Origin of the sequence: Aneurinibacillus thermoaerophilus (assembly GCF_900099925.1) — a bacterium.
GTDB classification, from domain to species: domain Bacteria; phylum Bacillota; class Bacilli; order Aneurinibacillales; family Aneurinibacillaceae; genus Aneurinibacillus; species Aneurinibacillus thermoaerophilus.
In genome coordinates this window covers 121,932-145,605 of sequence record NZ_FNDE01000003.1, presented here as the reverse complement: position 1 = coordinate 145,605, position 23,674 = coordinate 121,932, and the positions used below count along the sequence as shown (strand labels likewise).

20 protein-coding genes and 1 pseudogene are annotated in these 23,674 nt (G+C 46.8%); 14 read left to right on the top strand and 7 right to left on the bottom strand.

The annotated features are described in order from the left end of the window. The first annotated feature begins 55 nt into the window (after nucleotides 1-55). The 3 genes from BLR88_RS03110 (at nucleotide 56) to BLR88_RS19350 (ending at nucleotide 3,369) form a co-directional block, all read left to right on the top strand. Nucleotides 56-2,185: an ATP-dependent helicase gene (locus BLR88_RS03110; protein WP_139184897.1), complete on the top strand. Its 2,130-nt coding sequence runs from the start codon at nucleotides 56-58 to the stop codon at nucleotides 2,183-2,185. Beyond that, nucleotides 2,182-3,039: a CvfB family protein gene (locus tag BLR88_RS03105; protein WP_057899046.1), complete on the top strand. Its 858-nt coding sequence runs from the start codon at nucleotides 2,182-2,184 to the stop codon at nucleotides 3,037-3,039. Before BLR88_RS03110 ends, BLR88_RS03105 begins: the two co-directional genes overlap by 4 nt. Nucleotides 3,040-3,192: 153 nt before the next feature. Then, entirely contained in the window at nucleotides 3,193-3,369 is a 177-nt protein-coding gene (locus BLR88_RS19350; protein ID WP_156424058.1) for a hypothetical protein, read from the top strand. Here the strand turns inward: BLR88_RS19350 and BLR88_RS18920 are convergent. Then, nucleotides 3,366-3,707: a hypothetical protein gene (locus tag BLR88_RS18920; protein WP_139184896.1), complete on the bottom strand. Its 342-nt coding sequence runs from the start codon at nucleotides 3,705-3,707 to the stop codon at nucleotides 3,366-3,368. The two genes, BLR88_RS19350 and BLR88_RS18920, sit on opposite strands and share 4 nt — an antisense overlap. A 7-nt stretch (nucleotides 3,708-3,714) precedes the next feature. Between BLR88_RS18920 and BLR88_RS20020 the strand changes: the two genes are divergently transcribed. After that, the gene (locus tag BLR88_RS20020; RefSeq protein WP_236781864.1) at nucleotides 3,715-4,221 is read left to right on the top strand and encodes an SEC-C metal-binding domain-containing protein; all 507 of its coding nucleotides are present in this window, start codon (nucleotides 3,715-3,717) and stop codon (nucleotides 4,219-4,221) included. A 107-nt stretch (nucleotides 4,222-4,328) separates the two neighbouring features. Here the strand turns inward: BLR88_RS20020 and BLR88_RS03095 are convergent, their stop codons facing one another. Next, complete coding sequence (locus BLR88_RS03095; protein ID WP_236781863.1) at nucleotides 4,329-4,499, bottom strand: hypothetical protein; 171 nt, start codon at nucleotides 4,497-4,499, stop codon at nucleotides 4,329-4,331. 247 nt (nucleotides 4,500-4,746) lie between these two features. After that, nucleotides 4,747-4,938: a hypothetical protein gene (locus tag BLR88_RS03090; protein ID WP_057899044.1), complete on the bottom strand. Its 192-nt coding sequence runs from the start codon at nucleotides 4,936-4,938 to the stop codon at nucleotides 4,747-4,749. Nucleotides 4,939-5,177: 239 nt separating this feature from the next. Between BLR88_RS03090 and BLR88_RS03085 the strand changes: the two genes are divergently transcribed. The 4 genes from BLR88_RS03085 to BLR88_RS03070 all read left to right on the top strand — a co-directional run bounded on the left by BLR88_RS03085 (nucleotide 5,178) and on the right by BLR88_RS03070 (nucleotide 12,354). Beyond that, on the top strand, nucleotides 5,178-7,583 hold the full coding sequence (locus BLR88_RS03085; RefSeq protein WP_057899043.1) for a 3-hydroxyacyl-CoA dehydrogenase/enoyl-CoA hydratase family protein: 2,406 nt from the start codon (nucleotides 5,178-5,180) through the stop codon (nucleotides 7,581-7,583). A 17-nt stretch (nucleotides 7,584-7,600) separates the two neighbouring features. Then, the gene (locus BLR88_RS03080) at nucleotides 7,601-8,785 is read left to right on the top strand and encodes an acetyl-CoA C-acetyltransferase (protein WP_057899042.1); all 1,185 of its coding nucleotides are present in this window, start codon (nucleotides 7,601-7,603) and stop codon (nucleotides 8,783-8,785) included. 54 nt (nucleotides 8,786-8,839) lie between these two features. Beyond that, nucleotides 8,840-10,636 carry an acyl-CoA dehydrogenase family protein gene (locus tag BLR88_RS03075; protein ID WP_091259906.1) on the top strand — a complete coding sequence of 599 codons (1,797 nt, stop codon included), beginning with the start codon at nucleotides 8,840-8,842 and terminating at the stop codon, nucleotides 10,634-10,636. A 200-nt stretch (nucleotides 10,637-10,836) separates the two neighbouring features. Further along, on the top strand, nucleotides 10,837-12,354 hold the full coding sequence (locus BLR88_RS03070) for a long-chain-fatty-acid--CoA ligase (RefSeq protein ID WP_057899040.1): 1,518 nt from the start codon (nucleotides 10,837-10,839) through the stop codon (nucleotides 12,352-12,354). 341 nt (nucleotides 12,355-12,695) lie between these two features. On the opposite strand, the gene BLR88_RS03065 is transcribed toward BLR88_RS03070, so the two are convergent. Further along, nucleotides 12,696-12,917: a hypothetical protein gene (locus tag BLR88_RS03065; protein ID WP_057899039.1), complete on the bottom strand. Its 222-nt coding sequence runs from the start codon at nucleotides 12,915-12,917 to the stop codon at nucleotides 12,696-12,698. A gap of 116 nt (nucleotides 12,918-13,033) precedes the next feature. Between BLR88_RS03065 and nth the strand changes: the two genes are divergently transcribed. The 5 genes from nth to BLR88_RS03045 all read left to right on the top strand — a co-directional run bounded on the left by nth (nucleotide 13,034) and on the right by BLR88_RS03045 (nucleotide 19,002). After that, complete coding sequence (gene nth / locus BLR88_RS03060) at nucleotides 13,034-13,684, top strand: endonuclease III (RefSeq protein WP_057899038.1); 651 nt, start codon at nucleotides 13,034-13,036, stop codon at nucleotides 13,682-13,684. Between the two features lie 300 nt (nucleotides 13,685-13,984). After that, nucleotides 13,985-14,137: a hypothetical protein gene (locus tag BLR88_RS19345; protein ID WP_156424056.1), complete on the top strand. Its 153-nt coding sequence runs from the start codon at nucleotides 13,985-13,987 to the stop codon at nucleotides 14,135-14,137. A 204-nt stretch (nucleotides 14,138-14,341) separates the two neighbouring features. Continuing rightward, nucleotides 14,342-16,156, top strand: a complete 1,815-nt coding sequence (gene pepF / locus BLR88_RS03055; RefSeq protein WP_057900346.1) for an oligoendopeptidase F — start codon at nucleotides 14,342-14,344, stop codon at nucleotides 16,154-16,156. A 236-nt stretch (nucleotides 16,157-16,392) separates the two neighbouring features. Beyond that, nucleotides 16,393-18,018 (top strand): N-acetylmuramoyl-L-alanine amidase, encoded by a 1,626-nt coding sequence (locus tag BLR88_RS03050; protein ID WP_091259904.1) that lies wholly within the window; start codon nucleotides 16,393-16,395, stop codon nucleotides 18,016-18,018. 108 nt (nucleotides 18,019-18,126) lie between these two features. Continuing rightward, nucleotides 18,127-19,002 (top strand): YitT family protein, encoded by an 876-nt coding sequence (locus BLR88_RS03045; RefSeq protein WP_057899036.1) that lies wholly within the window; start codon nucleotides 18,127-18,129, stop codon nucleotides 19,000-19,002. A 63-nt stretch (nucleotides 19,003-19,065) separates the two neighbouring features. Here the strand turns inward: BLR88_RS03045 and BLR88_RS03040 are convergent, their stop codons facing one another. Beyond that, entirely contained in the window at nucleotides 19,066-19,719 is a 654-nt protein-coding gene (locus tag BLR88_RS03040; protein WP_057899035.1) for a phosphatase PAP2 family protein, read from the bottom strand. A 287-nt stretch (nucleotides 19,720-20,006) separates the two neighbouring features. On the opposite strand from BLR88_RS03040, the gene BLR88_RS03035 reads away from it, so the two are divergent. Continuing rightward, a complete protein-coding gene (locus tag BLR88_RS03035) occupies nucleotides 20,007-21,140 on the top strand; it encodes a phosphodiester glycosidase family protein (RefSeq protein ID WP_091259902.1) in 1,134 nt (377 codons plus the stop codon). An 83-nt stretch (nucleotides 21,141-21,223) separates the two neighbouring features. Here BLR88_RS03035 and BLR88_RS03030 read toward each other — a convergent pair. Next, nucleotides 21,224-21,655 (bottom strand): annotated as a pseudogene (locus BLR88_RS03030) (glycosyl hydrolase family 18 protein); the annotation flags it as partial. A gap of 80 nt (nucleotides 21,656-21,735) precedes the next feature. Next, on the bottom strand, nucleotides 21,736-23,205 hold the full coding sequence (locus BLR88_RS03025) for a recombinase family protein (protein WP_057899032.1): 1,470 nt from the start codon (nucleotides 23,203-23,205) through the stop codon (nucleotides 21,736-21,738). Nucleotides 23,206-23,674: the final 469 nt, after the last annotated feature.

Here is a 23,674-nt window from a genome sequence, read left to right as displayed (position 1 = left end):
TGATTTCCTGTATAGTGGAAAAGGAGTTACGCATAATGGGAGTTTGATTTATATTATGAATCAACAAGATGAGATGTGTGAGATGGGGAACCTGCCCCGTGGGATAAGTGCGGCCTGCACCATCCCGCAGGCAGAGACGACAGATGGACTGACCTCTGAACAAGTGGTTGCGGACGGGGAGCCAGATGCGTTTTTTTTTCGTGCGCTTGAAAGAATCGGCATCCGGCTCAATGAACCACAGATTCAGGCAGTTCGCGCCGTAGATGGGCCAGTGCTGATTAATGCGGGTGCCGGAAGCGGAAAAACGACCGTGCTGACATGTCGTACCGCCTATTTGTTGCTTGTCAAGCGAGTTCCACCGCAAAACATTGTGCTTGTCACGTTTACCCGCCATGCTGCCCGGCAGATGAAGGAACGGCTTGCGACGATTCCGGGCGTAACCCTGGCAATGGTGAAGCAGATGATTACCGGCACTTTCCACTCGCTGGCACGAACAATTTACTTCCATAAACTGGATGTTTCACCCCGCATCATGAGTGAGAAACAGAAAGAATTTCTCATCGAACAGATTACGAAAGAGTTGGCTACGGGCGAGCAGTATGAACCGGAGACGTTGCTTGCTTTATTGGCGTATTTAAAAAACAATTTGTTGTTGGTAGGCGGTACATGGGCGGTGGAAGAAGTGGAAGGACTTAAGGATGACGCACGTCGCGTGCTTGAGCGTTATGAAGCATACAAGCGTGATAACCATCTGATTGATTATGAAGATTTAATCACTGGCTGCATTGAAACGTTGCGTGCCCATCCGAATTATTTAATCGCATTGCGCCGCCGCATGGCGTATATCATGGTAGATGAATATCAGGATACGAATATTGCACAATATGAAATGATTCGCATGTTGGCGAAGCAGTCCAATTTGTGCGTTGTCGGCGACCCGGATCAGGCCATTTATGGTTTTCGCGGCGCTGAGCCATCCATTATTTTGCGTTTCCCGGACGAATATCCGGATTGTACGCGTATCACGCTTGATATTAATTATCGTTCTCCCGCAGGCGTGGTTGGCCTTGGCAATGAAATTATTCGTCACAACAGGCGCCGCTTTGAGAAACAATTGAAAGTGTTGCCTACCGGGACAGGCCTGCCGATTTATTTTGCCGCGCGTTCGGTGGAAAAGGAAGCGGAGCAGGTGCTTATGCTGATTGAAAAGCTTGTTTCGTCTGGGGAGTATGAATACAGTGATATTGCCGTGCTATATCGTACGCATAGCACAGCGCGTACACTGTATGAAAAGTTGCTTTTAAGCAACATTCCATTTACGACGTATCGGGACGATCCAACGTTTTATGAGTTGTCTACCATTCGGCCTGTGCTTGATTTTATGCGCCTTTCGCTTGATCCGTACAATGAGACAGCACTTGAGGGCATTTTGCCTTGTCTTTATATTAGCAAGGCACGTTATATGAAAGAGATTCAGGTCATTGCAATCCAGCGCGGCGTGTCTTATCTTGAAGCGTTGCGGTACCTTGAAGCGCTTCCTTTGTTCCAGCGCAGGCGGTTAAATGAACAGGTGGACTGGTTGAAAAGTATCGCCAAGTTGAATCCATTGCAAGCAGTGCGGGAAGTTCGCAGCGAAGCCGGAGGAGGATACGACAAATTTCTTGGGAGTGAGCAGAACGGCGCGATTACATATCATAAAGAACTGTTGCGCGACGATCTGTATGAATTGGAGGAAGCAGTTAAACCGTTTGCGACGGTAGCAGATTTTCTCGCCTATGTGGATACGGTGATCGCGCGTAAGGAAACGCGGCGCCAACAAAGTGAATCCGGGTTGGGGCTTACGCTGCAAACGATTCATGCCGCCAAGGGGCTGGAATATCCGGTTGTGATTTTGCTTGGAGCCATCGACGGAGTGCTTCCACACAGCATTGCGGTCGATCCGGATGAGAAGCCGGATTTTTGGCTGCATAAGAAAAACGGGGAAAGAACAGAAGAAGCGATGGAAGAAGAAAGGCGGCTGATGTATGTGGCTGTGACGCGAGCAAAGCGAGAACTGTATATTAGTTCACCACGGTATTTTCGCGGCAAACCTGCCACGCTTTCGCCTTTTCTGCTGGAGGCGTTTCGAGCGGCGTCAAAGGCTGTGGTCACATACGTAACAGATGAAGGAGGAAACAAACAGTGAAAGTGGAAGCGGGAACGATTGTTACAGCAAGAGTGGAACGACGGGCATCGTTCGGCTATTTTTTATCAGTGGATGGACAAGATGTGCTGCTTCACGAGAGGGAAGCGGAGAAGGAATGGGAAGTTGGAGCCGAGGTGGAGGTGTTCTTGTACCATGACCATCAAGATCGGTTAGCGGCAACCCGGTGCAAACCGTATATAGTGCTTGGCGAATTTGGTTGGCTGGAAGTAAAAGATGCTTCCCGGATCGGCGTATTTTTGGATAACGGGATACAGAAAGAATTGCTTTTGCCGGCGGATCAACTTCCGGTGGCAAAAAGCAGATGGCCTCGCCCTGGCGACCGGGTGTATGTTCAATTAGAACATGACAGACAGGGGAGGATGTTGGCCGTACTGGGCCGGGAAGAAGACCTAGCGCAAGTTGCCGAACCGGCGACCAGAGACTTAGCAAATAAAGATATTACCGGTTACATATATAAAACGATTGCGATTGGCGCATTTTTGTTGACGGAAGGTCAGCATCTAGCATTTATCCATAAGGATGAAGCAGATGAACCGCTGCGCCTTGGCCAGCGGGTGAGCGGACGCGTTGCAAAAGTGCGGGATGATGGCCGCCTGAACATAACGACGAGGCGACGCAAGGAAGTAAGCTATAGCCAAGATGCGGAGATGATTTACGGCTATTTAAAAGAACGAGGAGGACGGATGCCGTATACGGATAAAACCGCCCCGGATGTTATTAAGATGAAATTCGGCATTAGCAAAGCCGCTTTTAAACGTGCGCTTGGTAAGCTCATGAAGGAAAGGCGTGCGTACCAGGAGGACGGGTGGACAATTTTAACGGAGCAAAAGTAAGAGATAGCACCGGACGCGAAAAGGGTCCGGTGTATTTTTTCTTATTTTTACGCACATTTTTACAAAATTGGTTTTAAAATTGGGTGTTCAGGGTATAATATATAAATTATTACTATTTATTTGTAAATGTAAAACATAAAGGAGAGTGGGTTTATGTACTACGTGGTATATGAGACGATTTCTTTGTTTGGTTCCGCGAATGTCAAGCATGCGGAAGCATTTAAAACGCTAGAAGAAGCGCGTATATTTGCAAAAGAAATCGCCCAAAAAGGCTCTCCGGGAGTGCGCATTGCGCAAGAAATGAATACAGAGGAAAAGTGGGCAAACTAGCGGACTTGTGTGCCGGGCGAAACGGGCGAAACGATCTCGCTCAGATCTTCGTAAGCAGAATAAAGCATGTTGTTGTTTGCTGTTAATTGCAAGAGTCGGGATAAGGCAGAGAAAAAAATGGGCGAAAAATCCCCACCACGCAGGCGGGGGTTTTTATTTTTGTGGTTAAAAATAAATAATTTAGATAATTTATAATTGTTTTTCTTTGTTTTATTTTCTTTTCCTTTAGGATAAGAGTTAGTAAAATAATAAGATATGGTCAGTATTTGAAGTAGAGTAGGGGTGATTCTTATTCGTACATACAAAGAGATGACCAGCGGAGAAAAGCGCAGCCTCACGCTCTCGATGAAAAAGTACGCCGACGTTTTCCTTGATAAACATAAAGGTGATTTTTCTGGCTTTACGAGCGAAGCAGACGTGATTGATACATTTTATAGTGAATGGCTGAAAGATTCATTGGAATCGCACTATGCGTGGTGCTCGGAAAAGAACGAGAACGCCGCTGGGTATACATCAAAAGGATATCATGAACAAGAAGGATTTGCTGATGAAGCGAAAGCGAAAATTCGCGACATTCTGGCGGAAAAAGTCGATGTAGCAAACATGGATAAAAACTTGCAGGCAGTGAAGATGAAGCCGGAACCGCCAGCCACAGCACAAGCGCAGAGGGGAAAGGCGGAGTTTGCCACAGAGCAAAAAGCGGCACCGCGCAAAAGCAAGCGCAAAAAAACGACGAAGTTAGGGCGCAATGATTTGTGTCCATGCGGTAGCGGCAAGAAATACAAGAAATGCTGTCTTGAAAAAGGAATTGAATATACGTATATCAAAGGAAAATTCGTTACAGTTTCGTAAGGCTACGGAGCGTAAAATAGAAAAACTCGCCCAAACGCGCAGGGCGAGTTTTTCTTATTTCTAGAACAATAGGCTGAATTTCTTGTTATTGTCTTAGATTTTGTGAATTAGGTACGCTCTTTTTGTCTTTGTTTCAAAAAGGCGTTTCCTATAAGCAACACAATCGTCCAGACGAACGTGGCAAGTAAGGAAGTAGCGATCCAGCTTGGCGTACCGAGCGCATAATACATTGCCAGATGAGCTGCAAAAATTACGACGATCCAAACAAACAGATTCACAGGCCGCACCTCTCTTTCCAAAGTTTCAGTCCTATTGTTTCCAGAAGGGTACAAAAAAAAACTCTTTTCCGTTCGCACATATACAAATTTGGAACGAGCATATGAGCCGAAAGTATTTCGCCATGTTTTGTGCCGTTTGCGTCCTGTCTGTGGGTTTGCATGAATACACAAAAGAGTCTCCATAGCCATCAAGGTAAGAACATAATGGCTATGGAGACAGCCCTTTTTTTATTATTTCTTGCTTTGTTTATGCCGGCAACAGGGTCGGTTCAAGATAATAGAGCACAACGGTAACAACGGCGAGCACAAGTCCCCACACGGTCAGGCTGAATTGGCGCTGGTTGCCTTTTTCCGGTTGAGGCAGAAGGCCGAGAATAATAAGAATAAAGGACATAAGAGCCGCGATCGACAAAAATAGGATAAGAACATGTCCGGTCATGCTTGAACTCCTTTCACGCTTTTTATAGTAGCTACTATATTAACTATACCGGGAGCGCGGCTTATCTGTCAAAAATATACTATCGAAAAAGAATGTATTTTTTGAAAAAAATAGGGTGGAATTTTTTTGAATCGTATACTACAATAATAATCAGAAGATTTATTATTAATATAATCTTTTTATTTCTGGATATATGAATGAATATTCATTCAATACATAACGAAAAGGGAGGCTATACGATGGAAAGGAGCATTCAAAAAGCCGCAGTGCTTGGAGCAGGTGTCATGGGTGCTGCGATCGCCGCACACTTGGCGAATGCAGGTATTCAAACCTATCTGTTGGATATTGTGCCAACCAAGCTTACAGATCAGGAAGAGAAGAAAGGGCTTACGCTGGAACATCCTGCGGTGCGTAATCGGATTGCGATTGAAGCCAAAGAACGATTGCTGAAAGCGAAGCCTGCTCCGTTGTTTGTTAAGCGGAATGGCGAATGGATAATTCCAGGCAATTTGGAAGATGACCTGTTCCGCCTAAAAGAGATGGATTGGATTGTCGAAGCGGTTGTAGAGAATCTTGATATTAAGCAAAAGCTGTGGGAAAAGGTCGAGCAAAACTGGACAGAGGGGACAATTGTCAGTTCGAATACATCAGGCGTATCCATTAATAAGATGATCGAAGGACGGAGCGAAGCGTTCCGCCGTCATTTTCTAGGTACGCATTTCTTTAACCCGCCGCGCTATATGAAGCTCTTGGAAATCATTCCGGGCAACGATACGGATGAGAATGTGCTCTCTTTCATGAAACGTTTCGGGGAGCGTGTGCTCGGCAAGGGCGTTGTGGTGGCGAAAGACACGCCGAACTTTATTGCCAATCGCATCGGTACGTATGGCCTTTTGATCACGTTTGAAGAGATGAAAAAGGAAGGTTTTAGTGTGGAAGAGGTGGACGCGATGACCGGTACGGTAATTGGACGTCCGAAGAGCGCTACCTTTCGCACGCTTGATATGGTCGGGATTGACACATTTGTTCATGTAGCGGCCAACGTGCATAAGAATGTAGCGGATGAACAGGAAAAAGCGGCATTTGTCGTGCCGGAGACCATGAGCAAAATGGTGGAAAAACGCTGGCTGGGCGACAAGACAGGTCAGGGCTTCTACCAGAAGAAAAAAACGGAGTCTGGTCGTGAAATATTGTCTCTTAATTACCGTGAGTTTACTTATACGCCGATGAAGAAGGTCAAGCTTGCCGCCATTGAGCAGGCGAAAGCGGCGGGCGGGCTGGAGAAGCGTTTGAAAACGCTTGTATATAGCCCTTCCAAAGAAGGTCGGTTTGTCTGGAACGTGCTGAAAAAAGTGCTGCTTTATTCCGCAGCGAAACTTCCGGAAATCGCGGACGATATCGTCAGCGTGGATCGCGCGATGAGGTGGGGATTTAACTGGGAACTTGGCCCGTTTGAGACATGGGACGCCATCGGAGTTCAAGAATCGGTGGCGCGGATGAAGCAAGAAGGTGAAATCATCCCGCACTGGGTAGAAGAGATGCTCGCCAAAGGAAAGACTTCGTTCTATGAGAAAGAAAATGGTGTGGCGTATTACCATACGCTGACTGGTGAGTTGAAAGAAGAAGAACGGGCGCGCGAATGGCTGAGGCTTGTTGAATACAAGAAAAAAGCGAAACCGATTCTGTCGAATCCGGGAGCGAGTCTCATCGATATTGGAGATGAAGTAGCCTGCCTCGAATTTCATTCGCCGAACAACGCCATCGGTTTTGACATCATCGAGATGTTGTATAAATCGTTGGCTGAGGTTGAAAAAAATTACCGCGGGATGGTCATCGGTAATGAAGCGAAAAATTTTTGCGTCGGCGCGAACCTGATGATGGTGTTGATGGAAGCGCAGGATGATAACTGGGATGACATTAATTATCTTATTCACCGCTTTCAGCAGGCATCGCTGGCGATCAAGTATTCCAGGAAGCCGATCGTGGCGGCTCCGTTCGGCATGACGCTGGGCGGTGGTGTCGAAGTGTGCTTGCCGGCTGACAAAATTCAGGCAGCAGCGGAAGTTTATATGGGGCTCGTCGAAGTCGGAGTTGGCCTTATTCCGGGCGGCGGAGGCACAAAGGAAACGCTGATACGTGCTACGAAAGCGGCGGAGGAGGTTGATCCGAAAGCCGATTTGCAGCCGTTTGTCAACAAAGCGTTTGAAACGATCGCGCTGGCGAAGGTGTCTACCAGCGCGGAAGAAGCGCGTGAGCTCGGTTTCCTGCGCCGTGGCGATGCCGTTTCCATGAATCGCGATCATCTGTTGTATGATGCCAAACAAGCCGTGCTGGCGCTTGATATGGCAGGATACACGCCACCGCGCCAGGAAAAGATTCGCGTCGTCGGTGCCGATGGAAAGGCGGTGCTTGAGCTTGCCGCTTACACGATGCGCCAGGGTGGCTATATCAGCGACCACGATATGAAAATTGCGAGTAAACTGGCGCATGTGCTAGCGGGTGGCGACGTGAATCGGAATACGTACGTGACGGAGCAATATTTGCTCGATCTTGAGCGCGAAGCATTTTTAAGCCTGTGCGGTGAGCCGAAAAGCCAGGAAAGAATGCACCATATGCTTGTAAAGGGAAAACCACTGCGCAATTAGGGAGGGGGAAAGAAAAAATGAGAGAAGCGGTCATTGTATCAGCTGTGCGGACGGCCGTCGGCAAAGCGCCGAAGGGAACGCTTAAAAACACGCGTCCGGAAGACTTAGGTGCGGCGGTGATAAAAGAGGCGGTACGTCGCGCCCCCGGTCTCGAACCGGGGATGATTGACGACGTAGTTATTGGTTGCGCGATGCCGGAAGGGGAGCAGGGCTTAAATATCGCTCGCATTATTTCCGTGTATGCTGGTTTGCCGACCACGGTTCCGGCGTTCACGATTAATCGTTTTTGCTCTTCCGGTCTGCAATCGATTGCTATCGCGGCAGAGAAAATTATGTGTGGCTTTGCCGATGTGGTGATTGCAGGCGGGGTGGAAAGCATGAGTCACGTTCCGATGACAGGCTACAAGTTGGCGCCGCACCCGGAAATCGTGGAGAAATATCCGGAGATTTACATCAGCATGGGCCATACGGCGGAAAATGTGGCCGAGCGGTTCGGCATTAGCCGTGAAGAGCAGGATCGGTTCGCAGTAGCAAGCCACGCCAAGGCCGCAGCTGCGATTAGAGAAGGTAAGTTTAAAGATGAAATCATTCCTTTAACGGTAAGGGAAAAGCAATTGGATGCCAAAGGTAAACTTCAATTGCGCGAGTTCATTTTTGACACGGACGAGGGCGTGCGGCCGGATACGAATATGGAAGCGCTAGCCCGCTTGCGCTCCCCGTTCCGCATCGGTGGCAGCGTCACGGCAGGGAACGCATCTCAGACGAGCGACGGTGCGGCGGCGGTGATCGTCATGTCGAGGGAGAAAGCGGAAGAACTTGAGCTTAAGCCGATGGCGGTTTTCCGTTCTTTTGCTGTTGGTGGTGTAGATCCGGAAATTATGGGCGTCGGTCCGATCACCGCGATTCCGAAAGCATTGAAGCTGGCTGGTATTACGCAGGATCAGGTTGATTTGTTTGAAATCAACGAAGCGTTTGCGTCCCAAGCAATCCAGGTCATCCGCCATTTAAACATTGATGAGAGCAAAGTGAATGTGAACGGTGGCGCTATCGCGCTCGGTCATCCGCTGGGATGCTCGGGCACGAAATTAACTGTGACTATGCTTTATGAAGCTGCGCGTAGAAATGCGAAGTATGGCGTTGTTTCGATGTGCATCGGCGGAGGTATGGGTGCGGCTGGCGTTTTTGAATTTGTGAAGCAATAGAAGTTGAATAGATCAAATCAGATTTATATAGATTTATATTGGGAGGTTTTAGATATGAGCATACAGGAAACGATGCCGAAAGGCGGGCAGTTTATTCTGGAAGAAGCAGATTTTCAAACGATATTTACGCCGGAGGATTTCAATGAAGAACAGCGAATGATTGCGCGCATGACGCGCGATTTTATCGAGGGTGAAGTGGTGCCAAAAGCGGAAGAAATCGAAAAGTTGAATTATGAGCTAACGGTAAAGTTGCTGCGTCAGGCTGGAGAGCTTGGCTTGCTCGGCGCGGACATTCCGGAAGTGTATGGCGGGGCCGCGCTTGATAAAATCAGCTCTAGCCTGATTGGCGAAAACATGGTGCGCGGCGGCTCGTTCTCGCTGAGTCACGGCGCTCATGTCGGCATCGGTACGTTGCCGATCGTATTCTTCGGTACGCCCGAGCAAAAAGCGAAATATTTGCCATCGCTCGCGACAGGAGAAAAAATCGCGGCCTATTGCTTGACTGAGCCGTCCTCTGGTTCCGATGCGCTTTCCGCCAAGACAACGGCGGTGCTTAATCAAGCGGGCACTCATTACATTTTGAACGGAACGAAGCAGTTTATTACGAATGCTGGTTTTGCGGATATTTTTATCGTTTATGCGAAAGTGGACGGCGAGAAATTTACCGCATTTATTGTGGAAAAAGATTTTCTCGGCGTCAGCACCGGTCCGGAAGAGAAAAAAATGGGCATCAAAGGCTCATCTACTCGTCCCCTTATTCTTGATAATGTAGAAGTGCCGATAGAGAACGTGCTTGGCGAAATCGGTAAGGGACACAAAATTGCGTTTAATATTCTCAATATTGGCCGCTATAAGCTCGGCATTGGTGCGGTTGGCGCATCCAAATGGGCGATTGAGCTTGCGGCTCAGTATGCGAAGGAACGCAAGCAGTTTAAAACGGAGCTTGCGAACTTCCCGCTTATTCAAAACAAGCTGGCCGATATGGCCATTCGCACATATGTAAATGAAAGCATCACGTACCGAACCGGCGGCTATCTGGAGGCAGCCACTCAGTATTTGAATCTTGAAAACTATATTTTTGACGAAGCGGCCAAAGCGATTGAGGAACACGCCATCGAATACTCTATCGTTAAAGTATTCGGTTCTGAAGCGCTCGATTTCGTGGCGGACGAAGGTGTGCAAATTCACGGCGGATATGGTTATATTTCTGAATACAAAATTGAGCAAATTTACCGTGATTCCCGCATTAATCGCATTTTTGAAGGAACGAACGAAGTCAATCGCCTGCTTATTCCGGGAACTCTCTTAAAACGTGCGATGCAGGGCCGTTTACCGCTTATGGAAAAATTGCAGACGCTGCAAAAAGAACTGACTGGATACATTCCATCGATGGATCTTTCCGAGTCAACGGAACTTTTAGAAACAGAAAGCAAAATGCTGGAGTCCGTAAAAAAGCTGTTTTTGATGGTGGGTGGCGCCGCCGTGCAAAAATATATGCAAAAAATCGAACAGGAACAAGAAATTCTTGAAAACTTGTCCAACATGATGATTACGATTTATGCGCTCGAGTCAGCGCTCTTGCGCGCGAAGAAGACGGCCGCACGTAAAGGAGAAGCTGCTGCGCAAATGCAGATTGACATGACACGTGCCTATTTTCAGGAAGTGTGGGGCGATCTTGATAAATGGGCCAAAGAAGCGCTGGCGGCGATAAGCGAAGGCGATACGCTCCGCACGCAGCTTTCCATTGTCAAAAAGTTAATGCGTATGCAACCGATGAATACCTTCGCATTAAAACGTAGCATTGCTAAACGCATTCTGGAAGCAGGTCAATATACCACAGGTGTAAAGTAAGAAACAGGGCTGGTTGATAGATTCCATTATTCCCCATAAAAAGTAGGGGGAAAGCTGGAGGCTGGAAACGGAAAGAAAAAGGTGTACACCTTTTTCTTTCTCCTGCTCCTGCTTTTTCTCTCTTATTTTTCTATTTGGTCTTGCGGTTGGAAGGACGTGTTGGTTCTTGGTAGAAATTAAGGGATAAGGGGTGTACAGAAATGACGTTGGTGGACAATATTGAACGCAGCGCGCGGGAACATGCAAACCGGACGGCATATATGTTTCAGGGAATGCAGGCAACTTACGACGAACTGTATCGGCAAGCTAGGAACGTGGCAGGTTATCTTTCAAAAAAAGGAGTGGGGAAAGGCGATCATGTGGCATTGCTTTTAGGAAATTCTCCTCACTTTTTAATTTCTTATTACGGTATATTGCTGACGGGTGCAGCGGTTGTGCCGATCAATCCGATTTATACCTGGAAAGAAATTTTGTATATTTTGCATGACAGTCGGGCCAAGGTAGCGATAGCGATTGCGTCTTTATTGCCCACGTTTGAGAAGGTGAAACAGACGCTACCGAATTTGCAGGAAGTTGTGTTAGTAGGCGGCGAATCGGAGCACGAGTGGACGTCTGCATTTGAAAAAATGATAGCGCATTCAAGTGAAGGATGGCGACGGCCGGACATTACGGAAGACGATCTTGCGGTTATTCTTTATACGTCAGGCACGACCGGCCAACCGAAGGGAGCCATGCTTACGCAGCGCAACATGGCATCCAATGCTGATGCGCTCGCCAAGTATCTTGGTGTGACGGCGAATGACCGATTTGTAACGGTGCTGCCGATGTTTCACGTGTTTTGCATGACGGTGTGCATGAATGGGCCGGTGGCGCTTGGCGCGACAATGATAATTTTGCCGAAATTCAGTCCGGTAGAGGTCGCCGCAACCATCCGGGAACAGCAGGCTACTGTTTTTGCTGGCGTTCCAACGATGTATAATTTTATTATGCAGACGCCTTCCATTGTTCCAGACGATCTAGCGTCGCTCCGCTTCTGCATTTCCGGAGGCGCGTCGCTGCCTGTGGCGTTGCTGCACAGTTTTGAGAAGAAATTCAGCAAGGTAATTTCTGAAGGATACGGGTTATCGGAAGCGGCGCCAGCGACGGCGTTTAATCCGGTACACGGCGTGCGTAAGCCCGGTTCTATTGGCGTGAATATTCCAGGCGTAGAAAACAAAATCGTCGATGCGGAAGGTGTAGAAGTGGAGCGTGGCCAGGTGGGTGAATTGATTGTTCGTGGACCGAATGTAATGAAGGGGTATTTGAATATGCCGGAAGAAACAGCGCGTACCATTAGAGACGGTTGGCTGTACACCGGAGATATAGCATATATGGATGAAGACGGCTACATTTTTATTGTCGATCGGAAAAAAGACATGATTATTGTGGGCGGCTACAATGTATATCCACGGGAAGTGGAAGAAGTGCTGTACGAACATCCGAAAGTGGTGGAAGCTGCGGTCATTGGCGTGCCGGACGAAAAGCTCGGTGAAACGCCACAAGCCTATGTAGTGGTAAGAGATGGTTCGCTAACTGAAGAAGAGCTTAAGACACATTGTCGCAAGTTCCTTGCCAAATACAAAATACCGGACAAAATCATCTTCATTGACGAACTTCCAAAGAATACAACAGGTAAAATTTTGCGCCGCGCATTGCGCGACAAAGTATTGAACCAATAAAGCTCAACACTAAAGCATGTTCTTAACAGGATGCATCACATCGTACGTGTTGATAAATCAAAATGCAGGATAAAACATCCGTCTTTTCTTCCAGTGCTTACGTTATTTTTCTGCCAAAGAGGGTCTTCTATCTGCACCTTTTCACCGAAAGCGGGATTTGCAAAGCATTTGAGTAAAGTCAATGGTAGAGACAGTCTAAGGTCGCTGTTTCGCTTTTGTGCGTTTCAGTATCGGGCAGAAAGATAAAAAAGGTGCGATGGAAGAAATGGCGGATGCTTCCCCTCCTTTTTCCCTGGCAAGCACAGAGCTTGGTGTAGACCCAGCAAACAAGGTCGTCTGTATTATATGTCTTTGAGTTTGGCGATAATGTCTGCGGCGTTTTTGTATTTATCGGGTGTAAAGTGCTTTTCAGCCCAGTCGATAAGTTCAGGACGGCCATTAAGCACGTATGTATCTTCGCCCCATTCTGTGGAAATTTCCCGCACAACAATTCGTGCGCCCTCCACTTCCGCTGTAATCATATTCCACTTGTCCTCTTTATAAACCACGTGCTTTTTTGTCATTTCCGTCTCATACCTTTCTTCATTTTACGTATACTCATTTCAGTGTATCCATTGACTGGACAAATTGCAACTGCTACCCTAGTGTCGTACAAATTTTATGTAAAAGGTGAATGCTGTTGATTACGAAAACTCAAATGCGTCGCATTCTTGACACATTTGCTGAGATGTTTCCAGACGCTCATTGCGAATTAAACCACACAAATCCGTTTGAATTGACGATTGCCGTCGTTTTGTCGGCACAGTGCACAGATGCGCTTGTTAATAAAGTCACGCCTCACTTGTTCGCGAAATACAAAACGCCGGAAGACTATTTGTCTGTGCCGCTTGAAGAGTTGGAACAGGACATTCGCAGCATCGGATTATACCGCAACAAAGCGAAAAACATTCAAAAGCTGTGTCGCATGCTGATAGAAGAGTATGATTGTGAAGTGCCGCAAGATCGTGACGAACTGATGAAATTGCCGGGAGTTGGCCGGAAAACCGCGAACGTGGTTGCTTCCACCGCGTTCGGTGTGCCGGCGATTGCGGTCGATACGCATGTGGAGCGTGTTTCAAAGCGGCTTGGCATTGCGCGCTGGAAAGATACTCCGTTGCAGGTGGAAGAAGCGCTAATGAAAAAAGTACCGCGCGAGGAATGGTCTATCACCCATCACCGGATGATTTTCTTTGGAAGATATCATTGCAAGGCTGTTAATCCGCAGTGTGAAATTTGTCCGCTGCTGGATATATGCAGGGAAGGAAAGAAAAGGATGAAAACAAAATTGTGAAATTAATTAAAAAATATTGATAATTGAGTGGCAGTGGGATATAATTTAAATATAATTAACCCGGTGTCGCTCAGTGAAAGTTTGCCCTTTCACCTACAGTGATGCTATACTCTTACACATTTTTTAAAAACTGAGGGATCGACTGAACCCTGGGCATGAACCAGGGAGGACAAAGCGAGACCGGCCAGTTATATCGCAGCTGATTTTACGCTTACGATATGACTGGCCTTTTTGTTATCTGCCTTGTTTTCTCATTAAATAATGATTCAAATAACACTATGTAAGAAAGGGGAATGTCTGATGCATTTCATGGATGTATGTATTTCTTGCGGTAGAGAGCTGGCTTCCTGGGAGAAAAATCGTGTCGAATGTTTGGATTGCCGGGAAATTGCTTGTGAGACATATAGCGATGATCATAGCATAGACGGAAACATCGAAGATTACACTGCCTGATTTTCCGTAAGGAAGAGCGGCCGGTTGCGACAGACCGGCCGCTTCGTCGTTTAGGCGCGGTGAATAACTCCGAAGACTAACATATATACAAATATGGTAAAGTATAATAAGAAGCAGGAATTCTTTTCCCACCATACGAAATGATAAAAAGAAGAAGGAATATAAGCCAACGAAAGGGGGAAGCGGTTGTTGCCGCACCAGACAATGGAACAAACTTCACAAAAAACGATCCCGAAGCGTTCAGAAATAAAGCCTGAATTTAAGTGGAAATTGGAAAGCATTTTTCCGACAGATGAGGCTTGGGAACAAGAGTATAAAAAAGTCCAGGAACTGATTGAAAAAATTGAAACGTACCAGGGAAAGCTCTCCGAAGCTCCCAGTGTAATCGCTGAATGCATGAAAACGTACGAAGAGCTTGGACTTGCCATGGAACGGGTCTATGTATATGCGCGCATGCGCCGTGATGAAGACAATACGAACACGAAATATCAGGCCCTGACCGATCGCGCATCTTCACTCAGCATTCGTGTTTCAAGCGCTGTGTCATTCCTCGTGCCAGAAATTTTAAGCATGCCGGACGAAAAATTGGACAGCTACATAGCAGATGAGCGGCTTTCAAAATACCGTTTTTATCTGAATGAAATCAAACGGCAAAAGGAGCATGTTTTAAGCGCGCAGGAAGAACAAGTCATCGCCCAAGTTGGCGAGCTTGCGCAGGCGCCGCAAACGATTTTCGGCATGATTAACAATGCTGACATGGTGTTTCCAAACATTAAGAATGAGAACGGGGAAGAGGTGCAACTTACGCATGGGCGCTATATTCATTTTATGGAGAGTTACGATCGCCGCGTGCGGCAAGATGCCTTCAAAGCGATGTACGATACGTACCGTAAGCAGAAAAACACGCTCGCCGCAACATTGAATGCTAGCGTCAAAAAAGACGTGTTTTATGCGCGCATTCGCAAATATCCATCAGCGCTGGCGGCTGCGCTTGATAGCGATAACATCCCGGTAGAAGTGTATACCAATCTGATTCAGGCGGTGCGCGACAATCTGCCGGCCATGCATCGATACGTTTCGTTGCGCAAGAAATTGCTTGGTGTTGACGAACTGCATATGTATGACTTGTATGTGCCGATGGTGAAAGAAGTGAAGATGAACATTCCGTATGAAGAAGCGGTTCGCCTTGTCAAAGAAGGGTTGGCGCCGCTCGGCGACGATTACCGTCGTGTGCTGGACGAAGCGTTCTCCTCTGGGTGGATTGATGTATACGAAAACGAAGGAAAAACGAGTGGCGCATATTCGTGGGGCGCGTATGGCACGCACCCGTTTGTGCTTATGAATTATCAGAACAACGTCAACAATTTGTTTACGTTGGCGCATGAAATGGGTCATGCTCTTCATAGTTATTACAGTGATAAACATCAGCCCTATCTGGATGCGCAGTACAAAATTTTTGTGGCGGAAGTCGCATCTACGCTTAATGAATCGTTGCTTATGGATTATATGTTGAAAACTACGGAAGACCCACGCCAAAAAATGTATCTTGTAAATTATTATCTTGAACAGTTTCGTGGAACCGTGTATCGCCAGACAATGTTTGCTGAATTCGAGAAAACGATTCACGAAAGGGTGGAAGCAGGAGAGCCGCTAACGCCGGACACGTTGTGTGGCCTCTATTACGACTTGAACGTTGATTACTATGGCCCGGATATGGTTGTAGATGAGGACATTAATATGGAATGGGCACGTATTCCGCATTTCTACAACGAGTTCTATGTATACCAGTACGCGACCGGATTTTCGGCGGCCACGGCGCTGTCACAGCAAATTTTGCATGAAGGAGCGCCGGCGGTAGAAAGGTATCTTACATTCTTGAAGAGCGGCGGCTCCGATTATCCGATTGAATTGCTGCGTAAGGCGGGAGTCGATATGGCGTCGCCGAAACCTGTTGTTGAGGCGCTTAAAGTATTTGCGCGCCTGCTAGACGAGATGGAAGAATTAGCTACATACGTGTAAGCCTGCATCCCCGCAGATTGCGGGGATATTTTTTTGAAAAGCGCAGGATACAAGATAACGCCTCGTTCCCTTGTAATAATTGGTTAGCTATGAAAAATGGTCCTATTGTAGGAAAACCATTCATGTTTTTTTGCGTCTAAACTATTGGCTGAGCTTGTTCCAAGAAAAGTGCGGACGTTCCATCGGAAAGGAGATGTGTCACTGGCAACTTAGAGAAGGTAAGGGAGCGAGAAAGAATGAGAAAAATAAGATGGCTGCTTTGGATATTTTTATTGTTGGCTGGCTGGGTGGTGCCCGCGGCAGTGCAGGCAGCTTCGGCGATGACGCTTGTCGTCAATGGAAAAGAGGTCAAGCCTGACGTTCCTCCGCAAATCATCAACAAACGTACGATGGTTCCGATTTATTTTGCGGGGGAGGCGTACGGTGCCAAGGTAGAGTGGGACAGACAAACAGGTACGGTAACGATTGATAATCGGGCTGGAAAAGTAATTAGGATGCAACCTGGCAAAAAAACCGCCTACGTAAATGGGAAGGCAATGACACTTGAAGTAGCGCCTATGATTGTCAAAGACCGCGCCTTTTTGCCGCTGCGCCAGATCGGTGAGTGGCTAGGAGCGACCGTTGGGTGGGACGCCGCGTCCAATACGGTGATTATCAATAACAAGAAAACGATCGCCGTAAACGGCAATCCCTTGACGCAGGCGCCTGTTTACCAACTGCCTTACGGTCACTTTGTCAAGGTAAATGATGTGGCGAAGCCGCTTGGTTACGAGGTAAAAACAGAGGCAAAGAAAGTGATTCTTGAGCAAGGAGCAGAGGAGTACACGATCGGGCAGGCTTCGGCTGCACAGTCGAACGGATACCGCCTGATTGACGGTACCTTTGCTGTTACTCCAGAATTTCTTTCACAAGTAATTGGAGCAAAAGCCGATTGGAACGAAGAAAAAACCGCATGCACATTGGACAAGCTACAATACATTACGGGTATTTCCCGGACGGATGATGGCATCAGCATCGAATCAGAAGGGAAGATGACGTACAGCCATTTTACGTTGTCCAATCCGTACCGTATTGTCATCGACTTTAATCATGCGCGGCTAAAGGAAGGGTTTGATGCGTTTGTAACTTCAGCGAAAGTGGAAAGCGTACGCTATAGCCAGTATAGCCTGTCTCCGGACAGGGTGCGCGTTGTTGTACAGTTGTTCGAGCCGCATAACTATGAGATTATCGCAAGCGAAGGCGTAACGAAAGTTGTGCTGAAAGAAGCCAAGCCGACGCCGCCTCCTACGCCTGCTCCGCAGCCGGACAAACCGGACGCAGCGAAACCGTTTGTCATTGTGCTGGATCCGGGACATGGTGGGAAAGATTCCGGTGCCATAGGAACAGCGGGAAATCCGGAAAAGTCGCTCGTACTGTCAATCGCCAAGGCAACGGAAGCGAGCTTGAAGCAGCACAAAAATTTTAAAGTTGTGATGACACGTTCTGGCGATACGTATCCAACGTTGCAGGAGCGCGTTCAGCTAGCAAATAACCTGAAAGCGGATGTATTTCTATCGTTCCACGCGAATTCGGCTACCTCGAGCGCAAATGGAACAGAAACGTATTACAGAACGCCGCAGAGCAAAGAATTTGCTTCGATTGTTCACAAGCATTTGATCGAAGCAACGGAATTTTATAATCGCGGGTTGCGTACGGCGAACTTTTATGTTATCAAGAATACAAACATGCCGTCCGCGCTCGTTGAAGTTGGGTTTTTGACCAATGCCGCGGAAAACAAAAAAATGCTTGAGCCCGAGTTTCAGAAGCGCGTAGGGGAAGCATTGGCAGCCGCTATTATCGAGTATTACAACAAGCATCATTAAAATATTATAAAAAGAAAGGCTTTTTTCAAGATAAAGAAGGGCCTTTCTTTTTTTTGTCTAATTTTCTAAGATGAGAAAAAACACATGTGGAAGGAGCAATGGACATAGATGGTATGGCAGCGTATTCGCTCTTTTTTATTTATCGCGTTAGGAAGCTTTTTATATTCCATTGCAGTAAATTTGTTTTTTGTTACTAACAAGCTGGCGCAGGGCGGTGTAACGGGGATTTCCCTGTTATTACACTACACAGTTCATACGCCTGTTGGTTTGTTGATCATTTTAATCAATATTCCTATCTTCATTCTTGGGTACATTGTGCTTGGCAAAGGTTTTTTGCTGCGGAGTGCATATGGGATGCTTATGACCTCCATTTTAATTGATGTGACATCGTCGTGGCAGGTGCCGCCGCTACAGAATGTGATTTTGGCACCGTTGTACGGGGGAATTATTGCGGGCACTGGGCTTGGGTTGATTTTCCGCGTGGGCGGTACGTCCGGCGGAGGCGATATTATTGCGCGCGTCCTACAGCATAAATTCAAGCGAATTGATTTAGGGAAATTTTTGTTTGGCATTGATTTTACGATTATTGCTATTTCCGGAGTCGTTGTTGGTGTTGAGCGGGCGATGTTGACCGTTGTGGCTGTATACGTCAGCGCGCGTGTGGTCGATCTGCTTTTGTCCGGCTTTCAGAAACAGCGCAGTGTCATTATTATTTCGAATAAGCCGGAAGAGATTACGCAAGAAATTCATAAACAGTTGGTGCGCGGGGTGACCATGTTGCATTCCATGGGCGGATACTCGCGCCGTGAAGGAGAAGTATTGCTGGTGGTTGTGCAGTTGTATGAGATGGACAAATTGCGCCAGATCATTGAAAAGATAGACAATCGCGCGTTTATCCTTGCGTTTGAGGCGAAAGAAGTACAGGGAGAAGGATTTAGCTTTCCCTCCCCTGCACGCAGGCATATCCAGACGCCAAACCAGTAGGCATAGAAAGCAGAAAGACAGACAAAAAAGAGCGGACGCGACGGTTTCACTCTTTTTTGTTTTTTATAATTGTTTTTCTCTTGGTTCCAGGGTGGAAGGTGTTTCGGTCGGAATATTTTTGGGTATTATTTCATCAGCTGACAAAATGTATCGACGGGCGCCAGGGATCCGGGATAAAAGCTTATGGGCGATAGCCATAATCGGCAGTTTCATTGTAAGCTTGCCAACAGCGATGCCGATAATGGCACCTACAATAATGTCGAGTGGATAATGCACTCCAACATATATCCGCGAATAGGACATAATGACTGCGCACGGTAGCGTCCAGACGATGGATTTCGGAAATAACCGGTACAGGATATACATCGAAACAAAAGAGGACACTGCGTGACCGGACGGAAACGAAGACGAAACCGGCAAATGGATGAGATGATTGATATGTTCCTCTGCCATCGGTGGCCTGGGCCGTGCGACTATAAATTTTATAATGTTTTCCACTACGCCGCCAATTCCAATTCCGGTAAATAGTGTGGCTGCCGGACGAATTCCGCCGACACGGCGGCGATTGAGCAACAGAATGAGAACAATAAGAAACCAGAAGAGCCCTTTGTCACTGATGCGGGTGGCGAAAATCATGAACCAGTCAAGCGAAGGAATATTCAACCGGACATTAATCCAGTAGAACAACTGCTGGTCAAGGGAAAGAATAGATTCCATATATACCACCTGTATTTTGGTAATAAGGTTTATGAAACATAACACATATCTAAAACGTTGTTGTTAATGGTAGTTATTTTATATGATGCTTGAATGCGATGCAAGCTTTTGCTTCTAGAACAGAGCGTATCCGCTTTAAAAAATAGAATTCAGTCAAAATTATATAGCCTAGGGCGCTTGTTTTTGCGTGAAAATGAGATAAGATATAGATTGGCAGACAGTATAATCATGGCAGAATATAAAGAGAGAAAGGGAGACGAAGCGTGTTATTTCCTACTCCAAAAAGGATGGAGCAAATGAACCAGAACGAAATGTCTGCGACCACAGTAGCACCACTATCTTTGAATGAGAAGCCGACGCGGCACTGGCTTCGTGCGGTGGCATGGGTGTTATGGATATTCTTTGCGATTCTCTCTCTCGCGCTTGGATGGTTTTACTTTACGCCGCAAGGCACAAAAGTACGGGAGATTGTCGCAGAAGCGGTATATACATCGAAACAGACAAAGTATACATGGCTGCTTGTAGGATCAAGCGGTGTGGAGAAGATTAAGGAAAATTTTCGTAGGCAGGCGGCAGCGAACCATCTTGTGAAGCAGGACATGAGTTTGGTAAAGGTAGCTTCCCCAAATCCTTCCCACCGGATCACGCCTGCTTCGCTTATCCATGTGGAAGATATCCGGGGGGAGACGTATGTTGGAAAAATTATGTATATTAAAGATCCGCGCTATATTCATGTTGTAGCCAGCCATAGTCCGGGAGGAGAGAAAGTCAGCAACATGGCGACGCGCGAGAACGCGCTGGCCGCGATCAATGGCGGCGGATTCTTTTTGACGGATCGGATGGAAGATATGACAGGGCCGGAGTTTGAAGGTGTAGAGAGAATTATGCACCCGCTTGGCATCGTGGTGAGCAAAGGTAAGAAAGTGATTGGTGATGAAAAAGCAAAACACGACATTGTTGGATTTACAAAAGATGGCGTGCTGATTAGCGGTCGTTACACGTATGATGAGATGAAAAAGCTGGGCGTGCAGGAAGCGGTGAGTTTTCTGCCGCGCCTGATTGTAAACGGAAAACCGATGATTACGGAAGGCGATGGTGGCTGGGGAGTGGCGCCCCGCACAGCAATCGCGCAGAAAGCGGACGGCACTGTCATGTTCCTCGTCATTGATGGGCGGGCGATTCACAGCTTTGGTGCAACATTGAAGGATGTGCAAGAAGAACTCCTGAAACGCGGTGCCGTTAACGCGGTGAATTTGGATGGCGGTTCCTCGTCCAGTATGTATTATCGGGGGAAAATTATTACTAACCCTTCCGGCATGGTTGGAGAAAAGCCGATGCCGAACGCGTTTATTGTATCTAACCCCGTGCTTGAGAATGGCGGAAGCGTGGCTTATCAAGCGCGAAAAGAAAAGTATTCGTAAGATAAAAGGTTGGAAAGCAATTATGATATAGGCACTGAAAAACTCGCGAGGGATTGGCCCGCGAGTTTTTCTTATGAAGGTCTTTACAACTTTCTAATCACAAACATATCTTCGAGCACCAGCCAGTTTTGCGGGAATTCGTTGCCGAGCACCCAATAGCTGACGCCGCGCAGGCCGAAGCGGCTTACAAGTTTATAGCGTGCTTGTATGCTGCGCGCGTCTTCGAACCAGACGATATGGTTTCTGCCGCGGGTATCACGGTAACGGAAGAATGGAGCTTGCGCTTTTTGGTCATACTGAATGGCGGCGTTGTTCGCGAGTGCGATTTCTAGCGCTTGTTGCGGGCTAACACTGCGCGCCCAGCCCCCTCCTGGCATATACGGTAGCGTCCAGTCGTAGCCATATAAATTCACGCCCATCATAATTTTTTTCGGTGGAATTTGCGATACGGCAAACCGGAGTACTTTTTCAACTTCGCCAATCGGTGAAACGGGAAGTGGCGGGCCTCTGCTCCATAACATAGGCATTTCTAGCTCTGTGTTAGGTGAACTATCCACCACTTAGTTATCGCTTGAAGTGGGGGCTTCTTGACTGTTCAGTTAAATTCCAGTTGCACAATCTGTACTTTCTTATTCTTGCGGTTTTTGCGCTGTTCATCGGGTAAGTCTACAACCATTCGCTTCACAAGTAAGTATACCATATGCTTTTTCTCTTCTGGACTGGCATATGGCCATAAGCGCCTGGTGTTCGTAATAATCTCAATCAATTCTTCCTGAGATAGTGACTTTTTTTGAACGGTGTAGGATTCAAATTTCTTCTTGATGTTGGATTCTTGCTCGCGTAGCTCCCCGATCCTCTCACGTAATTCTTCAATTTCGATTAATCCTTCAGAGAATGCAATTTGTAGTCGCTTACGTCGTTCATTCATTTTCTTTAATTCAGCTTCTAGCCGATCATGTTCGGAGCGTTCTTTTTTGTGTGATGATTTTCGGGTTGTTTTGGCAACAGTCGAATAGGAGTCGGTGATTTCATCTAACTTCTCTGCAAATGCCTCTTCAACAAGGTAGTCGGTTAGAGCGGGACAGTCGCATTTTTTGAACTTTACGTTCTGACATAAATATTGCCGAATCGTATATCCACTTTTTTTACGAATCGTATGACCTACCATAGAGCTTCCACATCGAGCGCAGCGGAGAAGCCCGGAGAAAACATACGTTGAGGCAATCTGACGGGGATGCATCGGGCGTTTTCGTTGCATGATGAGCTGGGCATGTTCGAATGTTTCTTTTTCGATGATAGCCGGATAGACCCCTTCAAGTAAAATCCAGTCTTCGGGAGCATTTAGTTTAGCACCATTTCCGTATTCTTTGTAATTCCACCGCAGAGCGCCGTAATAGGCAGGGTTGTTTAAAATATCAAAAATTGCTGTGCGTTTGAACTCATTTCCTTTTTTTGTTCGATAGCCTAGTTGATTGCATTCTACAGCAATGGAAGCCATACCAGCCCCTTGCAGGTAACGGTCATAGATAAAGCGCACAACAGAAGCTTCTTTTTCGTTTATAACAAGCTTTTGGTCAACCAGTTCAAATCCAAATGGGGGAGGGCCACCAGGACGACGTTCTTGGCGCACCATTTGCTCCATACCGAAGCGCACTCTCTCGGCCAGGTTCTCTCTTTCCCATTGGGCTAACGCAGCTACAAGAGTCAAAAATAAACGTCCTATGGCACTTGTTGTATCGTATACCTCGGTGGCTGACTTAAACTTTACCTCATATTTTTCAAATTCCTGAAGCAGCTTATAGAGATCGAGTACAGATCGGGTAAGACGATCAAGTCGGTAGACAAGAACGATATCCACTTTCTTGTTCCTGATATCCCTCATCATGCGTTGCAGCTCCGGGCGGTTTGTGTCCTTTGCTGATACACCTTCTTCGATGTAATGGTCGAATATGTCCCAGTTCTGTGATTGAACGTATTGAGTCAGCCGTTCCTTCTGAGCCGGTATTGAGAATCCTTCTTTGGCTTGTTCATCTGTCGAGACCCTTATATATAGCGCTGTACGCAATGCTATCCCTCCTGTGAATATTGTGGATAAACTTGCTAATAACAGGAATATATGTTCTATTTTATGACGAAAAAGAGAGCCTGAGGGTGGCTTATCCCCCGGCAATAACTTCGGCTGATTCCCCTTCATTATCAAACATTTCAACAGATCCGCCGTTTTGAACTTCTATGCTGGATTCTTTTTGAACATATGAAAACACGTCATAAGAATAGACCATAGAAATAGTAATAATGTAAATGAGAATAGTGCTAACCAAAAATCTTTAAATATGGGCTAGGAAGCGGCCAATAATGAGCCCCATATAATCAAATGTAACGGAATTATAGATTTGATTCCTTTTTGTTTATTCCGATACCAAAGATATGCACCATATATAGCTGCTCCGAATCCACCTATCCAAAGAATGTTCTTTAATATCCAAACAACCAATTCACCTGATGTTCAATCCCCATATGTAAACCCCGCCAGA